This is a genomic window from Ignatzschineria sp. LJL83 (assembly GCF_054871845.1).
Genome location: NZ_JBTXLY010000012.1, coordinates 1 through 18,300, shown reverse-complemented (window position 1 = coordinate 18,300; position 18,300 = coordinate 1). Strand labels below are relative to the sequence as shown.

Below are 18,300 nucleotides of genomic sequence, written 5' to 3'. Positions count from 1 at the left end.
TGAGAAATTGTCATTGTGGTTTGAAATTTAAAAGAATTCATCTTGCTGGCGCGGGATATTGAGAAGCATGCAAGCATTCGAACCAGCCACGAATCAGCTTCGATTGTGCAACAAACTTGAGAAAACGAAAATGCCCTTGAATCATGAATTATTAGAAACCTATCTTCAGAAATGGCATCTGATTCCAATGTCTGAACCTTTCATCACGGCAACGAGTTTGCTACAAACAGTGAAAGATTCAGATGGCAATTTTCGCATGTTGAAAATCACTCAAAATACCGATGAAATAAACGGTATTCAGCAATTGCAAACTTGGTCAGATGATCAAAATGACGCATCTGTTCAGGTATTCAAAGCGGATCAATATGGGATATTGCTCAATTATGCCGAAGAAAATCGCTCATTATTGCCGGAAGCGCTCACGGAATCTTCTCATTTGCCGGCAATGGAAAAACTAGCGAAGGTTATTCAGAAACTTCATCAAACACCGCTTTCAAAGTTTCAGAATTTAAGGGAATTAAGGTCGGTGTTTCAATCGCTATTTCAATCGTCATTGCAGACATCATTGCAGTTACAGCATGAGGGTAAACTGTTCCGTAAAGCTCAAATCATCGCTAGAGATTTGTTAGATTCTCCGCAATCTGAAGTTGTGCTTCATGGCGATGCGCATCATGGAAATGCGCTCTATTTTTCGCCGGAAGATATTCGAATGATTGATCCCAAAGGATTTTGTGGCGAGCATTATTTCGATTATCTGCCTATATTTATGAATCCTGATTTAGGAAATATTCGTATGAATCGAGCGCTTTTCGAAGAGAAGATCGCTTTTCTTTGTTATGCGGAAAATTCATTTTCTTTAGAAAAGGAACGATTACTTCAATGGATATTTGCCGGCACCGCATTATCAGCTTCATGGTTCTTAGAAGACGAAATGCTTGAAGAAGCATCTATACAATTGGCATTTTTAGAGTTTATCGATCCTTATCTAAACTGATAAGTTTAAACCGATAAGTTTGATAAATTTGATTAAGCCAATCAAGGCGATCAAGAAGATTTCTCAAGAGTGATTCATCGCATTGAATATTCATATTTCAATATTTATTTTAATATCAATTTGTTATGCGATATTTATCTTTCGGCATAATCTTTAACGCTCTTTTTATTGTTCTACATCATGCTGATTTACATGATTCTGTAATATAGATCTGCTATTTTAAAAATATCATGATGAGGCCGTTTTATGGCAACAAGCTGTGTTTATCGGCGATAAGCAGAGATACAACATGATGCAATAAGATCAATAACACTTGGAGGAATGAAGATGAGCACGAATAACACGAAAAAGATTTTACTCTTAGCCGGCGATTATGTGGAAGATTACGAAATTATGGTACCATTTCAAGCGTTGAAAATGCTTGGGTTTGAAGTACATGCCGTTTGTCCAGATAAAAAGGCGGGTGATGTTGTGCCTACGGCAATCCATGATTTTGAAGGCGCACAAACGTATAGCGAAAAGCCGGGACATAACTTTGCATTAACCTATAATTTTGAGGATGTGAATAGCGATGATTACGTGGGATTAGTGATTCCGGGCGGAAGAGCGCCGGAATATCTTCGATTAAATCCTCGTATTTTAGAGATTGTTCGTGAATTTGATAATGCCGGAAAACCCATCGCTGCGGTTTGTCACGGTCCACAAATTTTAGCGGCAAGCGGCATTATTGCCGGCAAATCCATCAGCGCATATCCGGCATGTAGCCCAGAAGTGCAATTAGCCGGCGGAGCATACGCCGATGTTCCGGTGGATGGCGTAGAAGTTTCCGGCAATATCGTCACAGCTCCGGCATGGCCCGCGCATCCTGCTTGGTTAGCGGCATTTATTGATAAACTTGGCGTGAAGATTACGTTGTAAGCGCATTGATATAGAAATGTAGAGAATAGGTTTTTGATATAGCTAGACTTAAAACTCAATTGGATCTTTCTAATGGGAATTTCTAATGGAGTTTTAAGTCTAGTTTTTTATTGGGATGATTTTTTTGAAGTAAATTTAGCCTGATTTCTTGAATTTTTTTATGAGCGGTAAGTTGATGTGGGTCAAATATTATTTTCAATAAGTGATCTTAAATGACAATTAATAGACAGATGTCGTTTTTTGTAAACCTACATACCTTATGTATTTAGGGCTGTTTGGCTATATATTATTAAATTATAAGCTTAATTGTTAATTATTATTTGCGTGTTTATTTTTTCGTATTTGTGAATATTATGTGTAAATTTCATACTAATTGTGATTTTCAAGTGATATTGTTTTTTTCAGGTAATTATTCTAATTACTTTATCGATGCGACTATCTTATTGATTATGTTGATTGTATTTATTTTATTGTCGTATTATTTCCTCTAGAAAATAGAGTGTTTATAGATTTAAATTTAATATTTAAACTTGAGGGCTTGCAATATGAAATTAGGTAAAACGTTTTTAAAGGCTGTAGGATGTTCACTTATATTATCCACTTCTTTTTTTGCACAAGCAGATAATATATCGAGTAATGATAAGGAATTAACACCCATAAAATTCTTAATTAACTCCGATACCTTTACAGGTGCCAACTTATGGTTTTTGATGGCAGATGAGCTTGGGTATTTTAAAGATGCTGGATTTACGGTGGATTATTCGATGGGAGCGGGTGCGTTTACGGCAGCTCCACGATTAGCTCGAGAAAAATTTGATTTTGCTTATGGTGATATCAACTCCAATATTGAAGTAGCAGCAAAAAGACCAGCTAGAGCGGGTGTTGGGGTATATATGATGTTTAGTGGTTCACCATCTTCTATTGTATTATCTGCAAATAGTTCCATTAAAACTCCAAAAGATCTTGAAGGAAAACAAATTACTGCTCATAAAACGGATGTTGGTAAACAGACTTTTGAGCAATTTGCACAAGCAACAGGCATTGATCTTTCAACTGTAACTTACTCAGATGAATTTGGGGAGTGGGAGATTATGTTTGATAAATTAGATAAAGGTGAAACTGATGCCTTGTTTGGCTATGTATCTACAACCTCTCAAGCAGTGATGACGCAAGGTCAGAAAGTTGAAGATAGACTGAAATATTTAAAGTATGTTGATTATGTCCCTTATATGTACGGTAGCTCAATAATGGCATCTAAAAATATGATAGATAACCATCCAGAGCAAGTTTCGGCATTTGTGGGAGCTATTAACAAGGCAGTAATTGCTGTAGTAGATGACCCAGATGCTGCAATTGAAGTATTAATGAGAAAATATCCACATTGGGATGAAACTAAGAAAATTGCAGAACGTCAACGATACGTGAATACCATTGAAATTGAGATGGGAAATAAAGAGTCTGTTTATAAGGATGGCGTAGGGGGCATTGATATTGAGAGAATGCAAAAATCTATAGATGAAGCATATAGCGCTCGAAATCTTCCTAATAAGCCTGAATTAAAACAAGTGTTTGATGTTAGCTTCCTTCCACCTCTTGATGAACGTATTAGAGTTCTAGAAGCTAAATAAAAAGATCAGTAAAAAGGAAATATTTTATGAAATTCAAAAAACTCTTTTTATGCGTATCTCTTCTTTCAGTAGGTTTTGTTCATGCGAATACTTATAGTTTATTAGACAATGATCCACCTTCAACAGAAGAAATAGCGGATGCAGATGCTGCTTATGGAAAGGATCTTATAACTGCAACATTCTTACATATTGGTCCTGAAGTTCAAGATGAGAATATGCGTTATGCAGGTAATAACTATGCTTGTACGAACTGCCATCAAGAAGATGCAACTAAACCATATGCGATGCCGTGGACAGGACTTTCAAAGGTGAAGAATCGCGATGAGATTATAGAAAGTATTAATAACTGTTTTACGACGAATATGTCGGGTAAAAGCCTACCTATTGATTCGAAAGAATTGAAAAGTGTCCTCTCTTATATCGATTATTTATCACAAGATGTTCCAAGTGATACGACAGAAATAGTAGGTTTAGGCTTAAATCCAGTAACAATACCTGGTGGTATTGCTGATATTGATGAAGGCGAAGAACTCTATGTTGATTCATGTGAAATTTGTCATGGGCCACAAGGGCAAGGAATCAGACTAGGAGTTACGGGAGATTCTAAAGGATATAGTAATCCTCCAATTTGGGGAAAAGATAGTTTCTCTAAAGATTCCTCTTTCAATAATGTTAATACGTTAGCCAAGTATATATATAACAATATGCCTTCAGGAGCAGATCATGAAGATCCAATCTTTGAAGAAGATGAAGTTCGAGATATTGCTACATATATTTTAAGCCGCTATAACGAAAGCAAATAGTTGAGCCATTGAGGCAATTAATGAGAGGTGTTAGCTATTTTTTGCTAGCACCTTTTTATTTATATATTTATTTGCGATGAAATATATTGAGGAACTATTTTATGAAAAAAATGATTTTTAGACTTTTAATGGGAGTAGTCGGCATATTTGTTATTGTTTTTACTTTTGCACTATGGCCGACTTCTAATAAGGTGCTTGTAGCGAATGATTTAGATCTGCAATCGACCGATCTTATAGAAAAAGGGAAATATTTATCGGTATTAGGAGATTGTGCTGCATGTCATAGCAATGACGGCGGTATCACATATTCAGGTGGAGATGGCGCGATAGAATCTCCTATTGGAAATATGTATTCACCTAATATCACTCCTGATTTGAATACGGGAATTGGGAATTATTCTTTGAATGATTTTGATAGAGCATTGCGCTATGGAATAAGAAAAGATGGTGTTTCTTTATATCCTGCGATGCCATATCCTTCATATGCAAGATTGACGGATGAAGATGTGATTGCGCTTTACGCCTATTTTAAAAATGGTGTTGAACCCATTGAGAAAGCGAGCATTAAAAATGATATCCCTTGGCCTTTATCCATTCGTTTTCCTGTTGCGATTTGGAGAAAAGTACTAGCACCTGAAGTAGAAGCTTTTGATTTTTCAGTTTATCAGGAGGAGGGAATCGCAAGAGGCGCTTATTTAGTACAAGGATTAGCACATTGCGGAGCATGTCATACGCCTCGAGAGATAACGTTACAAGAAAAGGGGTTAGATGAAAGCTCACCTTATTTTTTATCGGGAGAAACTTTAGTTGATGGCTGGGTGGCTATTAACCTTTTGAATAATGATGATGGATTAAAAAATTGGAATGAAGAAGATATTATTGGAAGCTTGAGAACCGGAAAGAATCAAAGAGGTTCTGTAATCGGTAAGCCCATGAATGAATTCGTTCATGAAAGTGGACAATCTATTCATAAGGATGATTTAGAAGCGATTGCTGCTTATCTGAAAACTTTACCAGCAAAAGAACAGCCTTATTCTAAATTCATTGCTGAAAATCAGAAAGTGAGACCTGAGAAGTCAGATGCTTATAATTTATATCGAAAAAATTGCGTATCATGTCACGGTATTAGAGGGGATGGGAATAAAGGTGCTAATCCTGAGTTATCAGCAAATCCGACAGTATTAGCAGATAACCCTCAAAGCCTTATCAGAGTAACATTAGAAGGCTCTAAGCATCTTACTGTAGATGAGAAGGCAGAAAGAAAACCAATGAAAGCATTTTCAAAATTATCTAATAGTGAAGTTGCAGAGATTGTGACATTTATTAGAAGTAATTGGGGAAATGATGCGCCGGCAGTGACAGAAACGGAAGTGAAACGAGTCCGAGATAAATTTATGTTAAATAATTGATAGATTTTAGTGGTATATCATTAAAATTATTCCAGAGATGATTGCAGGTAGTGATTTATCTAAAAATCTAACAATAAAACATCAAAATAAAAAAAGAGCCCGGAGGTAAACTCACGGGCTTTAAATTACTTACTTCAAAATCAGCTTCTAGATCTATGCTAGAACCCTGATAGGGTTACTTTTTAGGACCAACTTTTGCAAGTTCAGCACCTAATTCAGTGTCTGTGTATTTATCGAAGTTATTTTCGAAAAGATCAGCAAGTTTTTCTGCTTTCTCAGTCCACTCAGCTGCATCTGCATATGTTGAACGTGGGTCTAAGATTGCTGCATCAACGTTTTCAATTGCTTTTGGAACTTCAAGATTGAAGATAGGAACGATTTCTGTCTCTTCTTTATCGATGTCGCCGCTTAAGATTGCATTGATGATGTTACGAGTATCTTTAAGTGAGATACGTTTACCTGTACCGTTCCAACCTGTGTTTACGAGGTAAGCTGTAGCACCTGATTCTTGCATACGTTTAACAAGTACTTCTGCATATTGTGTTGGGTGGAGAAGCAAGAATGCCGCACCAAAACATGCTGAGAATGTAGGTGTTGGTTCAGTGATACCACGCTCTGTACCTGCAAGTTTCGATGTGAAACCTGAAAGGAAGTAGTATTGCATTTGCTCAGGTGTTAATTTTGATACAGGTGGGATAACACCGAATGCATCAGCTGTTAAGAAGATTACTTTCTTAGCAGGACCTGCTTTAGAGATTGGCTCTACAATGTTATCGATGTGATAAATTGGGTATGAAACACGTGTGTTTTCAGTTTTTGAGTTATCAGCAAAGTCTACAACACCATCATTGATTACAACGTTTTCAAGAAGTGCATCACGACGGATTGCGCCGTAGATTTCTGGCTCTTGTTCTTGTGAAAGGTTGATTGTTTTTGCATAGCAACCACCTTCAAAGTTAAATACGCCATCATCATCCCAACCGTGCTCGTCATCACCGATTAATTGGCGATTTGGATCTGTTGAAAGAGTCGTTTTACCAGTACCTGAAAGACCGAAGAAAATTGCAGTTTCGCCATCTTTACCAACGTTCGCAGAACAGTGCATTGAAGCAATGCCTTTGAGTGGAAGAAGGTAGTTCATTACTGAGAAAAGACCTTTCTTCATCTCACCGCCGTACCAAGTACCGCCGATCAATTGCATGTTTTCTGTTAAGTTGAATGCTACGAAAGTTTCAGAGTTTAAACCCATTTCTTTGTAGTTTTTGTTAGATGTTTTTGCGCCGTTTAATACTGTGAAGTCAGGCTTGAAGTTTTTAAGCTCTTCTTCAGTTGGGCGAATGAACATGTTTTTAACGAAGTGCGCTTGCCATGCAACTTCAGTTACGAAACGTACTGCTAAACGAGTTTCAGCGTTTGCGCCACAGAAACCATCGATTACAAAAAGACGTTTGCCAGAAAGTTCATCAAGAACGAGTTTTTTAAGATCAACCCAAATTTCTTGAGTGATTGCTTTATTATCGTTTTTACCTTTACCTGAATCAGCCCACCAAAGTGTATCTTCAGTTGTTTCATCACGAACGATATATTTATCTTTAGGAGAACGACCAGTATAAATACCAGTATCCACGCCGACAGCGCCAAGGTTAGTAACAGTTCCTTTATCGAAACCTTCTAGGCTTGGTTTTGTCTCTTCTTCAAAAAGAACATCGTAGCTTGGGTTATATAAAACTTCTGTTGCAGTGATACCTTGTGCTTTTAGATCATCAATAATCTGTTGTGACATGTCTCTCGTTTCCTAAAAATTTAATTCAATATATACGATATAAATAAATACACACTGTTAATGTGCGAAGTATGATAACTAATAAACTACAGAAATACTACAAAAAAATGCTCAAATTTAAAGCGCATCTTTAAACTTACTGATTTTATTGTTAAGTTTGGTCAAAAAACTCTCCCATGAGCGATGAATAAATCCTGTTTTTTCAACATTTTTCAAAGCGACAACGGGAAATTCATAGAGCAAATGATCATCAATCAGAAATTCTAGGTTTCCTACGGTTTCCCCTTTCTTTATCGGCGCTTCAAGACCACCATTAATTTTAATTTGAGCTTTTAAATTGTCGTATTGAACGCGTGGTAAAGTTGCTGTGATACTTTTATCAACGCCTACAGGAACGGTTTTTTCAGTGCCGTGAAGGACGTTAGCATCGGCAATCACTTGATTAGCATCATAAATCTTTTTGCGATCAAAGTTTTTGAAAGCAAAATTGATGAGTTCTCTAGAAACACGTTGGCGATATGCTTCGCTATCTGCTCCCATGACAACTACAATAATGCGAAATCCATTACGTTCAGCGCTCGAAGCTAAGCCATATCCAGCGCTATCAGTATGTCCTGTCTTGATGCCATCCACAGAACCATCTTCCCAGAGAAGAGAGTTACGGTTATTTTGTTTGATATTATTCCAAGTAAAACTTTTTTGAGAGTAGAACTTATAATGCTCAGGGAAGTTTTTAATGAGTGCCCTAGAGAGAATTGCTAAGTCGTAAGACGTTGTAAGATGTTCAGGATCGGGAAGTCCGCTCGCATTTTTGAAGTAACTATTTTTCATACCGATTTCAGAAGCTTTTTCATTCATTTTTGCGGCAAATGATTCTTCTGAAAAAGAGATATGTTCAGCAAGTGCAACAGCAGCATCATTTCCTGATTGAACGATTAATCCTTGCACTAAATCATTTACAGAAACTAAAGTGCCTTCTTCTAAGAACATGCGAGATCCCGGCATACTGCGAGATTTTGCAGATACTAATACTTTATCGTTCGCATTAATGTTGCCTTTTTTCATTTCATCGGCAACCACGTAATCCGTCATGATTTTGGTAATACTTGCAGGTTCAAACTTTGTTGTACTATTAGATTCCGCTAACGTTGCGCCGGTTTCATAATCCATAATAATCCAAGATTTTACGGCATATTGCGGAAGCTGTAGGGTGCTATTCGCGGTTTGTGAAAACGAGAGCGATAATGATGTCAGTGCGACTGCACAAACAGTGATAATTTTTTTAAACATAGTTTTTTTCATCTTTTAAAAATGGACGATGGTGGAGGGGGCTGGAATTGCAAATGCGGCATTTCCCGCTTCTTCACGACTATTATAATTTCCGATATAGACTCGATATAACCCGTTATCATACTTGACTTGGGCATTTTGTTGCAGACTATTTGTGATATTTTGTTGGAAATTTACGGCATTTTGTTCGCTACCGAACGATCCTAATTGAATACGATATCCCGCAATATCATGATTCGTGCCGGAAGTACCGAAAGCGCCGGAAGTTGTTGGCGCTTGATCAAAATATTGTTGTTCAACGATTGTAACATTGTTGTTAAAGCTATTCGGTGAAGTGCTATCGATTGTTGAAGGTGCATTTGGGCTTTGATACGGAATGCTTGTGGAAGCTGTCGTAGTCGCCGTGTTTTGATTTGTCGGGATGTGATCTACTTTTTGTCTGCTAGGTTTTTTATTCGGATCTAAATATTGATAAGGAGAAAGGGCTTCCACAATAACGGGAGCCGTTCCTTTTTGGACGACGTCGAGTTCTTTTGCAGCAGCAAAAGAGAGGTCAATGATTCTCCCCTTTACAAAAGGACCACGATCATTGACTAAAACCGTAATCGACTTATTGGTATCCGTATTGGTGACGACAACATATGTCGGAATTGGCAATGTTTTGTGCGCAGCGGTATAAGCATGCATATCATATGGCGTGCCACTTGACGTGGGCTTTCCATGGAATTTATCACCATACCAAGATGCCATCCCTTTCTCTCGATATCCCTTTGAGGTTGCCATTGGGTGATATGTTTTGCCAAAGACTACATATTTTTTGGGATTGCCTGATTTACTTAAAGGCAGATCTTCAGGCACTGCACCTTTATGATTTCTTTTTGCCGTATGGTTCGAACTTTTTGTTGTACTAGAGCAACTTGCAATGATGAACATTGCAAGCAAGCTTATTATGACTTTTTTGGTGGAAAGGAATGCCATTAACGCACTCCTTCTTGAATGGCTCTTGATACTTGGTAAACCGCTAAAGCATAGAGTTTAGAATGGTTATAACGTGTAATAGCATAGAAGTTTTGATAGCCAATCCACCATTCATCAACTTTAGGGCTGTTTGATACTTCAAATTCAAAGAGTGTTACTTTTGCTGAAGGATCTGCATTGGTAATAATGCCGGCATTTTTAAGTTGAGCCACAGTTTCACGAGGTGGCGTTAAACGACCTGTTTGTTTGAGTGCTTGATATGCAGTTGTGTTATTGCTTACAGATACTTGTTCTGCAATTTTACCATTTCTCACCCAGCCAGCTTTCATGAGATAGTTTCCAACAGAGCCGATCGCATCTACAGGATTGTTCCAAAGATCACGTTTACCATCGCCGTCAAAGTCTACGGCGTAAGCTAAGTAGCTTGAAGGCATGAATTGCGGATATCCCATTGCGCCGGCATAAGAACCTTTATATTCAAAAGGATCTCCACCATTTTCATTGAGGATTTTGAAGAAGCTTGCAAGCTCCCCTGAGAAGAAGGTTGCGCGTCTTGGATAATCAAAAGAGAGTGTTGAAAGAGCATCGACAACTTTCCATGAACCTCTATTTTGTCCATATCCTGTTTCAACGCCGATAATTGCAGCAATCACGAAGCGATCCACGCCGTAAGTTTCTTCTGCGCGAATAAATGTGCTTTCATATTCGTTATAGAAGTTAATACCATCATTAATTCGTTTATCTGTCATGAAAATTGGGCGGTATTTCCCCCAATTCATCACGCCTTCCGCAGGGCGGTTCATCGCTTCTACGATTTTAGGCTGAAGTTTTGTATGGTTTAATACATCGGTCATCCATTTTGGATCTAAGCCTTGTTCTTGGCTTGTCTTTTTGATGAAGGCTTGAACGTCTGCTCGATCTGCTAAGCCTGTGCGTGGCGCTTGTGTTGTAGGATCAACTTTCATTGCCGGCTGAAGTTTGGTAAGCGGCACAGATTGTTGGGTGTTTTTGGTTTCTTCAGAAGTTGATGCACAGGCGGCCATTGTGAAGGCGCTAATAATACTCAAAGCTAAAAATCGTAATTTCATGTTATTGAATCCTTTTTGTAATTGAGGCCGGATGTGAATAGATATTCATTAATATACCAAAGGAGATGAAGAGCGTCAGAATTGCTGTTCCTCCGTAACTGATAAATGGTAGAGGTACGCCTACAACGGGTAGAACGCCACTGACCATTCCTGTATTAACAAATACATAAAAGAAAAATACTAAACTGATTGCGCCGCCTACTAATTGGAAATAGGTATCTCGCGCATTAAAAGAGATATAAAGACCACGCCAAATAATGAGTAAATAGCAGATGATTAAGAGCGAGGTGCCAATTAAGCCAAATTCTTCGCCGATAATGGCGTAGATAAAGTCAGTTGTCGCTTCTGGTAAAAATTGGAGGGAAACTTGCGTACTATTTTGCCAGCCTTTTCCGTAAATACCGCCGGAACCGATGGCGATTTTTGATTGAATGATTTGATACCCTTTGCCTAAAGGATCTAATTCTGGGTTTAAGAAGGTTGTAATCCGATCTTTTTGATAATCTTTTAATCCAAAAAACCACATGGAAGGAATGGCAATTGCGACGGACATAAAAGCGATAATAATATAGCGCCATTGAATGCCCCCTAAAAAGAGAACAACAATGCCGGAGAAAAGAATGATGATTGCCGTTCCTAAATCGGGTTGGACGAAAATTAACCCAAAAGGAATGCCGATAATGATTAAAGAACCGACGATATTTGTGAATGTAGGTGGGATATTGGTTTTATGTAGATAATATGCAAGCATCATTGGAACAGCGAGTTTTGCTAGTTCTGATGGTTGGAAACGAATGATTTTTAGATCAATCCAGCGGTAAGCACCATTACTTTCAACACCGACAAAAACAACAGCAAGTAATAGAAGAAGCGCGAAAATATAGAAGAGAGGCGTGAGTTGTTTGATTTTTTCAGGTGGAATAAAGGCGATGATAATCATCAGGATAAATCCCACCAAAATTTTGATAGCTTGCGACATCACATAATCCATATTGTGATTAGAGGCGCTATAGAGAACTAGTAAGCTGAAAATAGTTAATGCGGAAATTAAAAAGAATAAAATGGTATCTAGATGAAAAAATGCTAGCAATCCCTTCGGTTTGATTTCTTCTGTATGGTAGAGCTCTTCATATCTCATATTAAATTCCTTCGATACCGTATTGAATGCTAAATATTGTTTTGATAATTAATGGCTGTTTTCTGTTTCAGATTTGTTCTCAAGACGAATGTTCATTAAGTTTCTGAGTGAAGGAATTAAACTCTCTTGAGGAGGAGGTTCTTCGGAAACGGGAAGTTCAAAATTTTCAAAAGCGGTTGATTCTAATTGTAGTGCCGGAAGTATTGTTTCAGGGTTCATATTGTTGCTTGCTTCTTGCGCTGCTTTTGCAAGGGTTTCTTGGGCATAAGGCGTATCAAAATCTTTGAGCCATGCATCATAGACTTTTTGGGCAATAGGCGCCGCAACACGCGAGCCAGAACCGCCATTCTCAACAATTACGGCAATGGCAATTTTGGGGTTTTCTGCGGGTGCAAAAGCAACATACCAAGCGTGATCGTGGAATTGTCTTTCTAGATTTTTAGCGTCATATTTTGCGCCTTGCGCAATGGTTTTAACTTGTGCAGTTCCTGTTTTGCCGGCAGTAGTATAATCAGGGGATTTTGTGCCTCTTGCGGTTCCTCTTGCGCCGTGAACAACTGCAACCATGCCATCGATCGCCGCATCCCAATAAGTGTCATCTTTGAGAACGATGGGAGAAATCGGTGTTGGAATTACAAAATCCTTCTGATTCGAAGGCGGCATTGCCGTTGCGCCTAATATATGGGGTTCAAAAGCTTCGCCACGCATTCCAACAATGGCGGTGGATTGTGCAATTTGCAGTGGCGTTGTGAGCCAATAGCTTTGTCCAATGCCGGCAGTGATCGTATCGCCGGTATACCAAGGTTGCTTGAATCGTTGACGTTTATATTCTGGCGTTGGCGCAACACCGCTAGATTCTCCTAATAAATCGATATTTGTTTTTTGTCCTAATGCAAAAGGTTTCAGGAAATCTGTCATGGTTGTCACGCCCATGTTATAAGCGAGTTCATAGAAATAAACGTCGCAAGAGCGCTCTAAAGCTTTCCGTAAATCTGAAGGGCCGTAATATCCCATATCTCTAAATCGGTGATTATTGCCGGGAACAGAGAAGTAACCTTTACAGTTGATGATGGTTTTATCGGTAATGAAATCATTTTCAAGACCGGCTAAGCCGATTTGTGGTTTGATAACAGATCCTGGCGGATATAAACCTTGCATCACTCGATTAAGGAAAGGTGTTGAAGGGTTGGTGTTCAGTTCATTGAAGTCGGTATGCGTAATTCCATCGACAAATAGATTCGGATCATAGGTCGGCTTTGAGACAAACGCTAAAATATCTCCGCTTTGCGGATCGAGCGCCACAATGGCGCCATCGAAATCTTCTAAAGCTTCTTCGGCTAATATCTGCAAGCGAAGATCGAGAGTAAGATAGATATTCATGCCGGGAATAGGGGGAACTTCACTAATTTTCCGAACGGTTCTGCCGGAAGAACTCGCTTCTACCGTTTCAAAGCCCATCGTGCCTCGAAGAATGTTTTCAAAACTTTTCTCGGCACCTCGTTTTCCGATTTGCGTTAAACCGCTATATTCCTGATTCAATCCTTGCTCGGTGATTTCGCGAATATCTTTAGTATCCACTCTTCCGACATAGCCGATGGCATGAACGGCTCTATTTTTATAAGGATAGATTCGTACTAAATCTGCTTGAAGCTGTACGCCATTTAATTTATGAAGGTTAATCGCGATTTCAGCAGATTCTTCTTCGTTTAGATTCTTCTTTAAAACGACGCTTTCTTGGCGATTTGCTCGGCGATAAGCGCGATCGAATCGGCTAAGTTCATCTTCATTGAGAGGAATTAGTTTTTGAATCTCTTCCAATACTTCTTCAATTGGCACTGTTAAATCTTGTCGAATGATTTCAAGATTATACACAGGAATGTTGGTCGCAAGCACTTCGCCGTTACGATCAAAGATTTGGCCACGAGTGGGCGGAAGAGGAAGTAATTTAATGCGATTGTCATTGGAACGAGTAGTGTATAGTTCATGTTCTGCAATTTGCAGATGAAATAGTCGAGCAATGAGAAAGAGTAATCCGATGAGGATGAGGACCGCACCTATTAAGGATCGACCTAAAAATAGAGTATTGACGGGTTTGTTTTTTTTATGAGGTCTTTCTAGCATGGGGTGACCTCCTATTTATCGGTAATACCAAATATTTCACAAACTTCATTTAAAACGATGTTTAAGATCGGCCAAAAAAGACTGGAAACAATAATCGGCATCATCCAATGTGTAAAGCTTGGAGTAGAGTTTCCTAAAACACCATTGACCCAAATCGCAATTAAGGATTGACCGATAAAGACAATAGGAATAAGAATGGTTTGTTCAGGGAGCGTCAAAGCTCTTACTCTGGAGTAGAATCGTTTAATGAGATAACAAATTAGTGCAAACGTGAAGCCATGTAATCCCCATACAAAAGACTTAGAAATATCTAGTAGTAATCCCGCAAACCATGCTGAACCAATACTAAACTGAGTTCGAAGACGAATAGACCAATAGATCATAACCATTGTTGTCCAATTGGGGCGAATAGCTTCGAAGAATGCCGGCATTGAGATCGTATCTAGTACGATGGAGAAGCCAAAGGTGATCAATATAATGAGGGTGCGTTTAGTCCAATTCATTGATTCCTCCTTTGTGAGATAAAATAAGTACTTCTCGAATTCTTTCTAGCTTTGCGGTTGGCGTTGCAACGATTTTAGCAAAATATCCTGTTGAATCGACTGTGATATTTTTGATAATAGCAACAGGATAGCCTTGTGGAAAGCGCTCATCTAGACCGGATGTTACGATAAGATCTCCTACTTTCACATCATCATCAAAGGCAATATTAGAGATTTCAATTTCGTTTAGTTTTCCGTTTCCACTTGCAATGCCTCTAATGCCGTTTCTATTCACTTCAATAGGAAGAGAATGATGAGGGTCTGTGAGCAAAATGACTTTGCTGGAAGAAGGCGATACAGAAATTGTTTGTCCGACAATGCCTAGATTATTGAGAACGGGAAGATTTTCCTGGACTCCTTGAGTTGCACCTTGATTCAATAAAACAATATGACGGTAAGGATCGGAGTTAATATTGATTAACTCTGCAATAATTGTGGAATGTTCTAGTTTAGAAGAGGATTGTAAAAGTAGACGTAATCGTCTATTTTCTGCTGTTAAAGCGGCCATTTGCTGGGTTTCATAAGCAAGGTATAGTTCTTTTTCTTCTAGAGTTTTTATTTTTTGTAAGAGAATTTCCTTCTCTGTATACCAATCATTAATATTGGAAAATGCTCTAGTAGGACTTTCTGCGATTAAAGAGAGAGGGTGGCTGATTTCTTCAAGATAATATTTTGGTAGGCGTAGATAATCTGTTCGATGATCTAAGAACATCAATGCAATTGAAAAAAGGCAGAAAAAGACTGCCTTTCCTTTTAAACTGAAGCTGTGAAAATCGAACTGCTCCGGCCCTTTATCTTGTTTGTCCATAATTCCTAATTTAACAAAGTGAGATTAAATAAGAACTATTCAAGACCAAAAGCATTGCTGCCATAGACACCTTGAAGCTCTAAGGCTTTACCGCCACCGCGTACAACGCAGGTAAGAGGATCATCGGCAATAATGGCATCTAAGCCTGTTTCTTCAGAGATGAGTTGGTCAATATTACGAAGTAATGCGCCTCCTCCTGTAATGACAATTCCTCTTTCAGAAATATCGGCTGCTAATTCTGGTGGCGTTGACTCAAGAGCTAGTTGAACTGCGCTAACAATTCCTTGTAGAGGTTCCATTAACGCTTCTAAAATTTCATTGGAGGTCAGAGAGAATGTTCTTGGTAAGCCTTCACTTAAATTACGGCCACGCACTTGCGTTTCAAGTACTTCCGCTGTTGGGAATGCCGTGCCAATATCATGCTTAATTCTCTCTGCCGTTGGTTCTCCAATGAGCATTCCGTAATTGCGACGAACGTAATTGATGATGGCTTCATCAAAAGTATCTCCGCCAATGCGAACAGAATTCGCATAAACAATACCGGTCAAGGAGATTACAGCGACTTCAGATGTACCCCCACCAATATCAAGCACCATTGAACCGGTTGCTTCATGAACCGGAATGCCAGCGCCAAGCGCTGCAGCCATAGGTTCTGGGATGAGTCTTGCTTCTAATGCGCCGGCACTTTCAGCCGCTTCTTTAATTGCACGACGCTCAACATGTGTCGCGCCGGAAGGTACACATACAATCACGCGAGGATTCGGGCGACCTAAGAGGATATTTCGTTTTAACACTTGGTTAATAAAGTTTTCTAGCATGATCTCTGTTTTTGGTAGATCTGCAATCACACCATCTTTTAGGGGGCGTGTTGTTTCAATTGTGTCAGGCGTTCTTCCAAGCATTAATTTTGCTTCTTGCCCGACTGCAGAGAGGCGCGGTCGACCTGTACGAAGATCTCGTTCGATTGCAACCACTGAAGGTTCATTTAAAACAATCCCTTGACCACGCATGTAGATAAGGGTGTTTGCTGTGCCAAGGTCAATTGAAAGATCGCGGGAAAAAAAAGACTTCAAACGTTTTGGGATCATTATTATTGTACTCAATGAAAAATTGGTTAACTTACAACCCTTACCATAAAACTTACAAAAGTAGGCAGGTTCTAGAAAATAAGGTACGATTATAGCAATTATTAGCTTTGAATGATTAAATATTTAGTAATTTTTTATAATACTATATTAAGGGGTTAAACATATAATGGCACATAAAAAACGCTTTGTTGCGGGTAACTGGAAAATGAATGGCTCGCTTGAGCAAAATCGACTTTTACTGAATGCTCTACTTGATACTGTAAAAGATTCTGAGGCGGAGATTGTTGTTTTTCCTCCTGCTATCTATATTCAGCAGGTAGCGAGTATCGTAAATGGTAGTAATATCAAAGTCGGCGTTCAAAATGTTTCCCCTGAAACAAAGGGCGCATTTACGGGAGAAATATCATTAGGTATGGCGCAAGATTTAGGTTGTGATTACATACTAATCGGGCATTCAGAACGTCGTACGCTATATGGTGAAACAGATGCGGATGTTGCGAAAAAAATGAAAGCAGTTGTAGATGCCGGTTTAGTGCCGGTTATCTGTGTCGGTGAAACATTGGAAGAGCGTGAAAGTGGGGAAACTGACGCGGTCATTAAAACCCAATTAACATCAGTGATAGATGAGATTGGGATTGATGCGTTTAAGAATGCTGTTATTGCATATGAGCCTGTCTGGGCAATTGGTACAGGTAAGACAGCAACACCTGAAGAAGCGAATCAGGTACATGATTTTATTCACTGTACATTAAGTAGTTACGATGATAATATATCGAACCTTGTGAGAGTGGTTTATGGCGGAAGCGTGAATGCTTCAAACGTTGATTCCCTCTTTGCGGAAAAGAATATTGATGGAGCTTTAGTTGGTGGCGCATCGTTAGAGGCTGAAGGGTTTACTAAAATCGCTTTAGCGTAATCTCAGAAATAATAAGGTAGAGAAGATGGTTGAAAATCTAATTTATGTTCTACATGTTGCAGTATGTCTTATTATCATTGCGCTTGTTTTGGTTCAGCAAGGCAAGGGTGCGAGTATTGGAGCATCTTTTGGGCAAGGCGCATCAGGGACCGTATTCGGTGCTGCTGGTAAAGCAAACTTTCTTGCAAGATTAACAAAATGGATGGTTGTGTTATTTTTCATCACTAGTCTTGTAATGATGTTTAATTCAGGTAAGATTACCGCTAGCAAAAGTGTGATTGATTCACTTCCAACGCAAGAAGTTCCAGTGATTGGTGGTACACAAGTTACAGAGTAATCTGAAAAGAATCTAAAATGCCGGCGTGGTGGAATTGGTAGACACGCTACCTTGAGGTGGTAGTGCGTAACTGCGTCCCAGTTCAAATCTGGGCGTCGGTACCATACATTAGAAACCCAACTAACATTGTTAGTTGGGTTTTTTATTTTTATAGTTTTTGTTATTTGTTTTGTGATCTTCTTCTTTTTTGAAATTCTTTTGGGAGATATTTTAGAGTTTGATATATCTCCGTGAAGACTTGGTTGTGAAATTTATACAAAGCACAGATAAGAACTTTTGAAAATGCGATATGGTTTCGGATGGTAAGTAAGAATATAGAGGTGGAATATATAGGGTCTGTTGAACATTCATAATTTCAACCAAATATAAGCACAGGCTAAAGCAACATTACTGATATAGCTATTTTTCAACTTATCATATCGTGTTGCTAAACCTCTGAAATGCTTTAAAGTTGCAAAC

16 protein-coding genes, 1 tRNA gene and 1 pseudogene are annotated in these 18,300 nt (G+C 38.8%); 8 read left to right on the top strand and 10 right to left on the bottom strand.

Annotated elements, in window-relative coordinates:
* The first annotated feature begins 67 nt into the window (after positions 1-67).
* The 5 genes from ACYSN2_RS08560 (at position 68) to ACYSN2_RS08540 (ending at position 5,752) form a co-directional block, all read left to right on the top strand.
* Positions 68-994: an aminoglycoside phosphotransferase family protein gene (locus tag ACYSN2_RS08560; RefSeq protein WP_461749838.1), complete on the top strand. Its 927-nt coding sequence runs from the start codon at positions 68-70 to the stop codon at positions 992-994.
* A gap of 327 nt (positions 995-1,321) precedes the next feature.
* Complete coding sequence (locus ACYSN2_RS08555) at positions 1,322-1,912, top strand: DJ-1/PfpI family protein (protein WP_461749837.1); 591 nt, start codon at positions 1,322-1,324, stop codon at positions 1,910-1,912.
* A gap of 545 nt (positions 1,913-2,457) precedes the next feature.
* Complete coding sequence (locus ACYSN2_RS08550; RefSeq protein ID WP_461749836.1) at positions 2,458-3,540, top strand: ABC transporter substrate-binding protein; 1,083 nt, start codon at positions 2,458-2,460, stop codon at positions 3,538-3,540.
* A gap of 26 nt (positions 3,541-3,566) precedes the next feature.
* Positions 3,567-4,343: a c-type cytochrome gene (locus ACYSN2_RS08545; protein ID WP_461749835.1), complete on the top strand. Its 777-nt coding sequence runs from the start codon at positions 3,567-3,569 to the stop codon at positions 4,341-4,343.
* 101 nt (positions 4,344-4,444) lie between these two features.
* Positions 4,445-5,752: a cytochrome c gene (locus ACYSN2_RS08540; protein ID WP_461749834.1), complete on the top strand. Its 1,308-nt coding sequence runs from the start codon at positions 4,445-4,447 to the stop codon at positions 5,750-5,752.
* A 175-nt stretch (positions 5,753-5,927) separates the two neighbouring features.
* On the opposite strand, the gene pckA is transcribed toward ACYSN2_RS08540, so the two are convergent.
* The 9 genes from pckA to ACYSN2_RS08495 all read right to left on the bottom strand — a co-directional run bounded on the left by pckA (position 5,928) and on the right by ACYSN2_RS08495 (position 16,588).
* Positions 5,928-7,535, bottom strand: a complete 1,608-nt coding sequence (gene pckA, locus ACYSN2_RS08535) for a phosphoenolpyruvate carboxykinase (ATP) (protein WP_461749833.1) — start codon at positions 7,533-7,535, stop codon at positions 5,928-5,930.
* Positions 7,536-7,652: 117 nt separating this feature from the next.
* On the bottom strand, positions 7,653-8,825 hold the full coding sequence (locus ACYSN2_RS08530; RefSeq protein WP_461749832.1) for a D-alanyl-D-alanine carboxypeptidase family protein: 1,173 nt from the start codon (positions 8,823-8,825) through the stop codon (positions 7,653-7,655).
* 15 nt (positions 8,826-8,840) lie between these two features.
* Positions 8,841-9,803 (bottom strand): septal ring lytic transglycosylase RlpA family protein, encoded by a 963-nt coding sequence (locus ACYSN2_RS08525; RefSeq protein WP_461749831.1) that lies wholly within the window; start codon positions 9,801-9,803, stop codon positions 8,841-8,843.
* Complete coding sequence (mltB, locus tag ACYSN2_RS08520) at positions 9,803-10,891, bottom strand: lytic murein transglycosylase B (protein WP_461749830.1); 1,089 nt, start codon at positions 10,889-10,891, stop codon at positions 9,803-9,805. The genes ACYSN2_RS08525 and mltB overlap by 1 nt, the downstream gene beginning before the upstream one ends.
* Position 10,892: 1 nt before the next feature.
* On the bottom strand, positions 10,893-12,029 hold the full coding sequence (gene rodA, locus ACYSN2_RS08515; RefSeq protein ID WP_461749829.1) for a rod shape-determining protein RodA: 1,137 nt from the start codon (positions 12,027-12,029) through the stop codon (positions 10,893-10,895).
* Between the two features lie 48 nt (positions 12,030-12,077).
* Positions 12,078-14,150 carry a penicillin-binding protein 2 gene (gene mrdA / locus ACYSN2_RS08510; protein WP_461749828.1) on the bottom strand — a complete coding sequence of 691 codons (2,073 nt, stop codon included), beginning with the start codon at positions 14,148-14,150 and terminating at the stop codon, positions 12,078-12,080.
* 11 nt (positions 14,151-14,161) lie between these two features.
* Positions 14,162-14,653 carry a rod shape-determining protein MreD gene (gene mreD / locus ACYSN2_RS08505; protein ID WP_461749827.1) on the bottom strand — a complete coding sequence of 164 codons (492 nt, stop codon included), beginning with the start codon at positions 14,651-14,653 and terminating at the stop codon, positions 14,162-14,164.
* A complete protein-coding gene (mreC, locus tag ACYSN2_RS08500; protein WP_461749826.1) occupies positions 14,640-15,500 on the bottom strand; it encodes a rod shape-determining protein MreC in 861 nt (286 codons plus the stop codon). Before mreC ends, mreD begins: the two co-directional genes overlap by 14 nt.
* A 35-nt stretch (positions 15,501-15,535) precedes the next feature.
* Positions 15,536-16,588, bottom strand: a complete 1,053-nt coding sequence (locus tag ACYSN2_RS08495) for a rod shape-determining protein (RefSeq protein WP_461749825.1) — start codon at positions 16,586-16,588, stop codon at positions 15,536-15,538.
* A gap of 166 nt (positions 16,589-16,754) precedes the next feature.
* Between ACYSN2_RS08495 and tpiA the strand changes: the two genes are divergently transcribed.
* The 3 genes from tpiA to ACYSN2_RS08480 all read left to right on the top strand — a co-directional run bounded on the left by tpiA (position 16,755) and on the right by ACYSN2_RS08480 (position 17,945).
* Positions 16,755-17,504 (top strand): triose-phosphate isomerase, encoded by a 750-nt coding sequence (tpiA, locus tag ACYSN2_RS08490; protein ID WP_461749824.1) that lies wholly within the window; start codon positions 16,755-16,757, stop codon positions 17,502-17,504.
* Positions 17,505-17,529: 25 nt separating this feature from the next.
* The gene (gene secG / locus ACYSN2_RS08485) at positions 17,530-17,841 is read left to right on the top strand and encodes a preprotein translocase subunit SecG (protein WP_461749823.1); all 312 of its coding nucleotides are present in this window, start codon (positions 17,530-17,532) and stop codon (positions 17,839-17,841) included.
* A gap of 19 nt (positions 17,842-17,860) precedes the next feature.
* Positions 17,861-17,945: transfer RNA gene (locus tag ACYSN2_RS08480), tRNA-Leu, on the top strand.
* A 243-nt stretch (positions 17,946-18,188) separates the two neighbouring features.
* Here the strand turns inward: ACYSN2_RS08480 and ACYSN2_RS08475 are convergent.
* Positions 18,189-18,300 (bottom strand): annotated as a pseudogene (locus tag ACYSN2_RS08475) (IS5/IS1182 family transposase); the annotation flags it as partial.

What these genes read in the sequence shown, in the direction of transcription:
- ACYSN2_RS08560 (WP_461749838.1), top strand. Translation starts at nt 68, where the DNA reads ATGCAAGCATTCGAACCAGCCACGAATCAGCTTCGATTGTGCAACAAA.
- ACYSN2_RS08555 (WP_461749837.1), top strand. Translation starts at nt 1,322, where the DNA reads ATGAGCACGAATAACACGAAAAAGATTTTACTCTTAGCCGGCGATTAT.
- ACYSN2_RS08550 (WP_461749836.1), top strand. Translation starts at nt 2,458, where the DNA reads ATGAAATTAGGTAAAACGTTTTTAAAGGCTGTAGGATGTTCACTTATA.
- ACYSN2_RS08545 (WP_461749835.1), top strand. Translation starts at nt 3,567, where the DNA reads ATGAAATTCAAAAAACTCTTTTTATGCGTATCTCTTCTTTCAGTAGGT.
- ACYSN2_RS08540 (WP_461749834.1), top strand. Translation starts at nt 4,445, where the DNA reads ATGAAAAAAATGATTTTTAGACTTTTAATGGGAGTAGTCGGCATATTT.
- pckA (WP_461749833.1), bottom strand. Translation starts at nt 7,535, where the DNA reads ATGTCACAACAGATTATTGATGATCTAAAAGCACAAGGTATCACTGCA.
- ACYSN2_RS08530 (WP_461749832.1), bottom strand. Translation starts at nt 8,825, where the DNA reads ATGTTTAAAAAAATTATCACTGTTTGTGCAGTCGCACTGACATCATTA.
- ACYSN2_RS08525 (WP_461749831.1), bottom strand. Translation starts at nt 9,803, where the DNA reads ATGGCATTCCTTTCCACCAAAAAAGTCATAATAAGCTTGCTTGCAATG.
- mltB (WP_461749830.1), bottom strand. Translation starts at nt 10,891, where the DNA reads ATGAAATTACGATTTTTAGCTTTGAGTATTATTAGCGCCTTCACAATG.
- rodA (WP_461749829.1), bottom strand. Translation starts at nt 12,029, where the DNA reads ATGAGATATGAAGAGCTCTACCATACAGAAGAAATCAAACCGAAGGGA.
- mrdA (WP_461749828.1), bottom strand. Translation starts at nt 14,150, where the DNA reads ATGCTAGAAAGACCTCATAAAAAAAACAAACCCGTCAATACTCTATTT.
- mreD (WP_461749827.1), bottom strand. Translation starts at nt 14,653, where the DNA reads ATGAATTGGACTAAACGCACCCTCATTATATTGATCACCTTTGGCTTC.
- mreC (WP_461749826.1), bottom strand. Translation starts at nt 15,500, where the DNA reads ATGGACAAACAAGATAAAGGGCCGGAGCAGTTCGATTTTCACAGCTTC.
- ACYSN2_RS08495 (WP_461749825.1), bottom strand. Translation starts at nt 16,588, where the DNA reads ATGATCCCAAAACGTTTGAAGTCTTTTTTTTCCCGCGATCTTTCAATT.
- tpiA (WP_461749824.1), top strand. Translation starts at nt 16,755, where the DNA reads ATGGCACATAAAAAACGCTTTGTTGCGGGTAACTGGAAAATGAATGGC.
- secG (WP_461749823.1), top strand. Translation starts at nt 17,530, where the DNA reads ATGGTTGAAAATCTAATTTATGTTCTACATGTTGCAGTATGTCTTATT.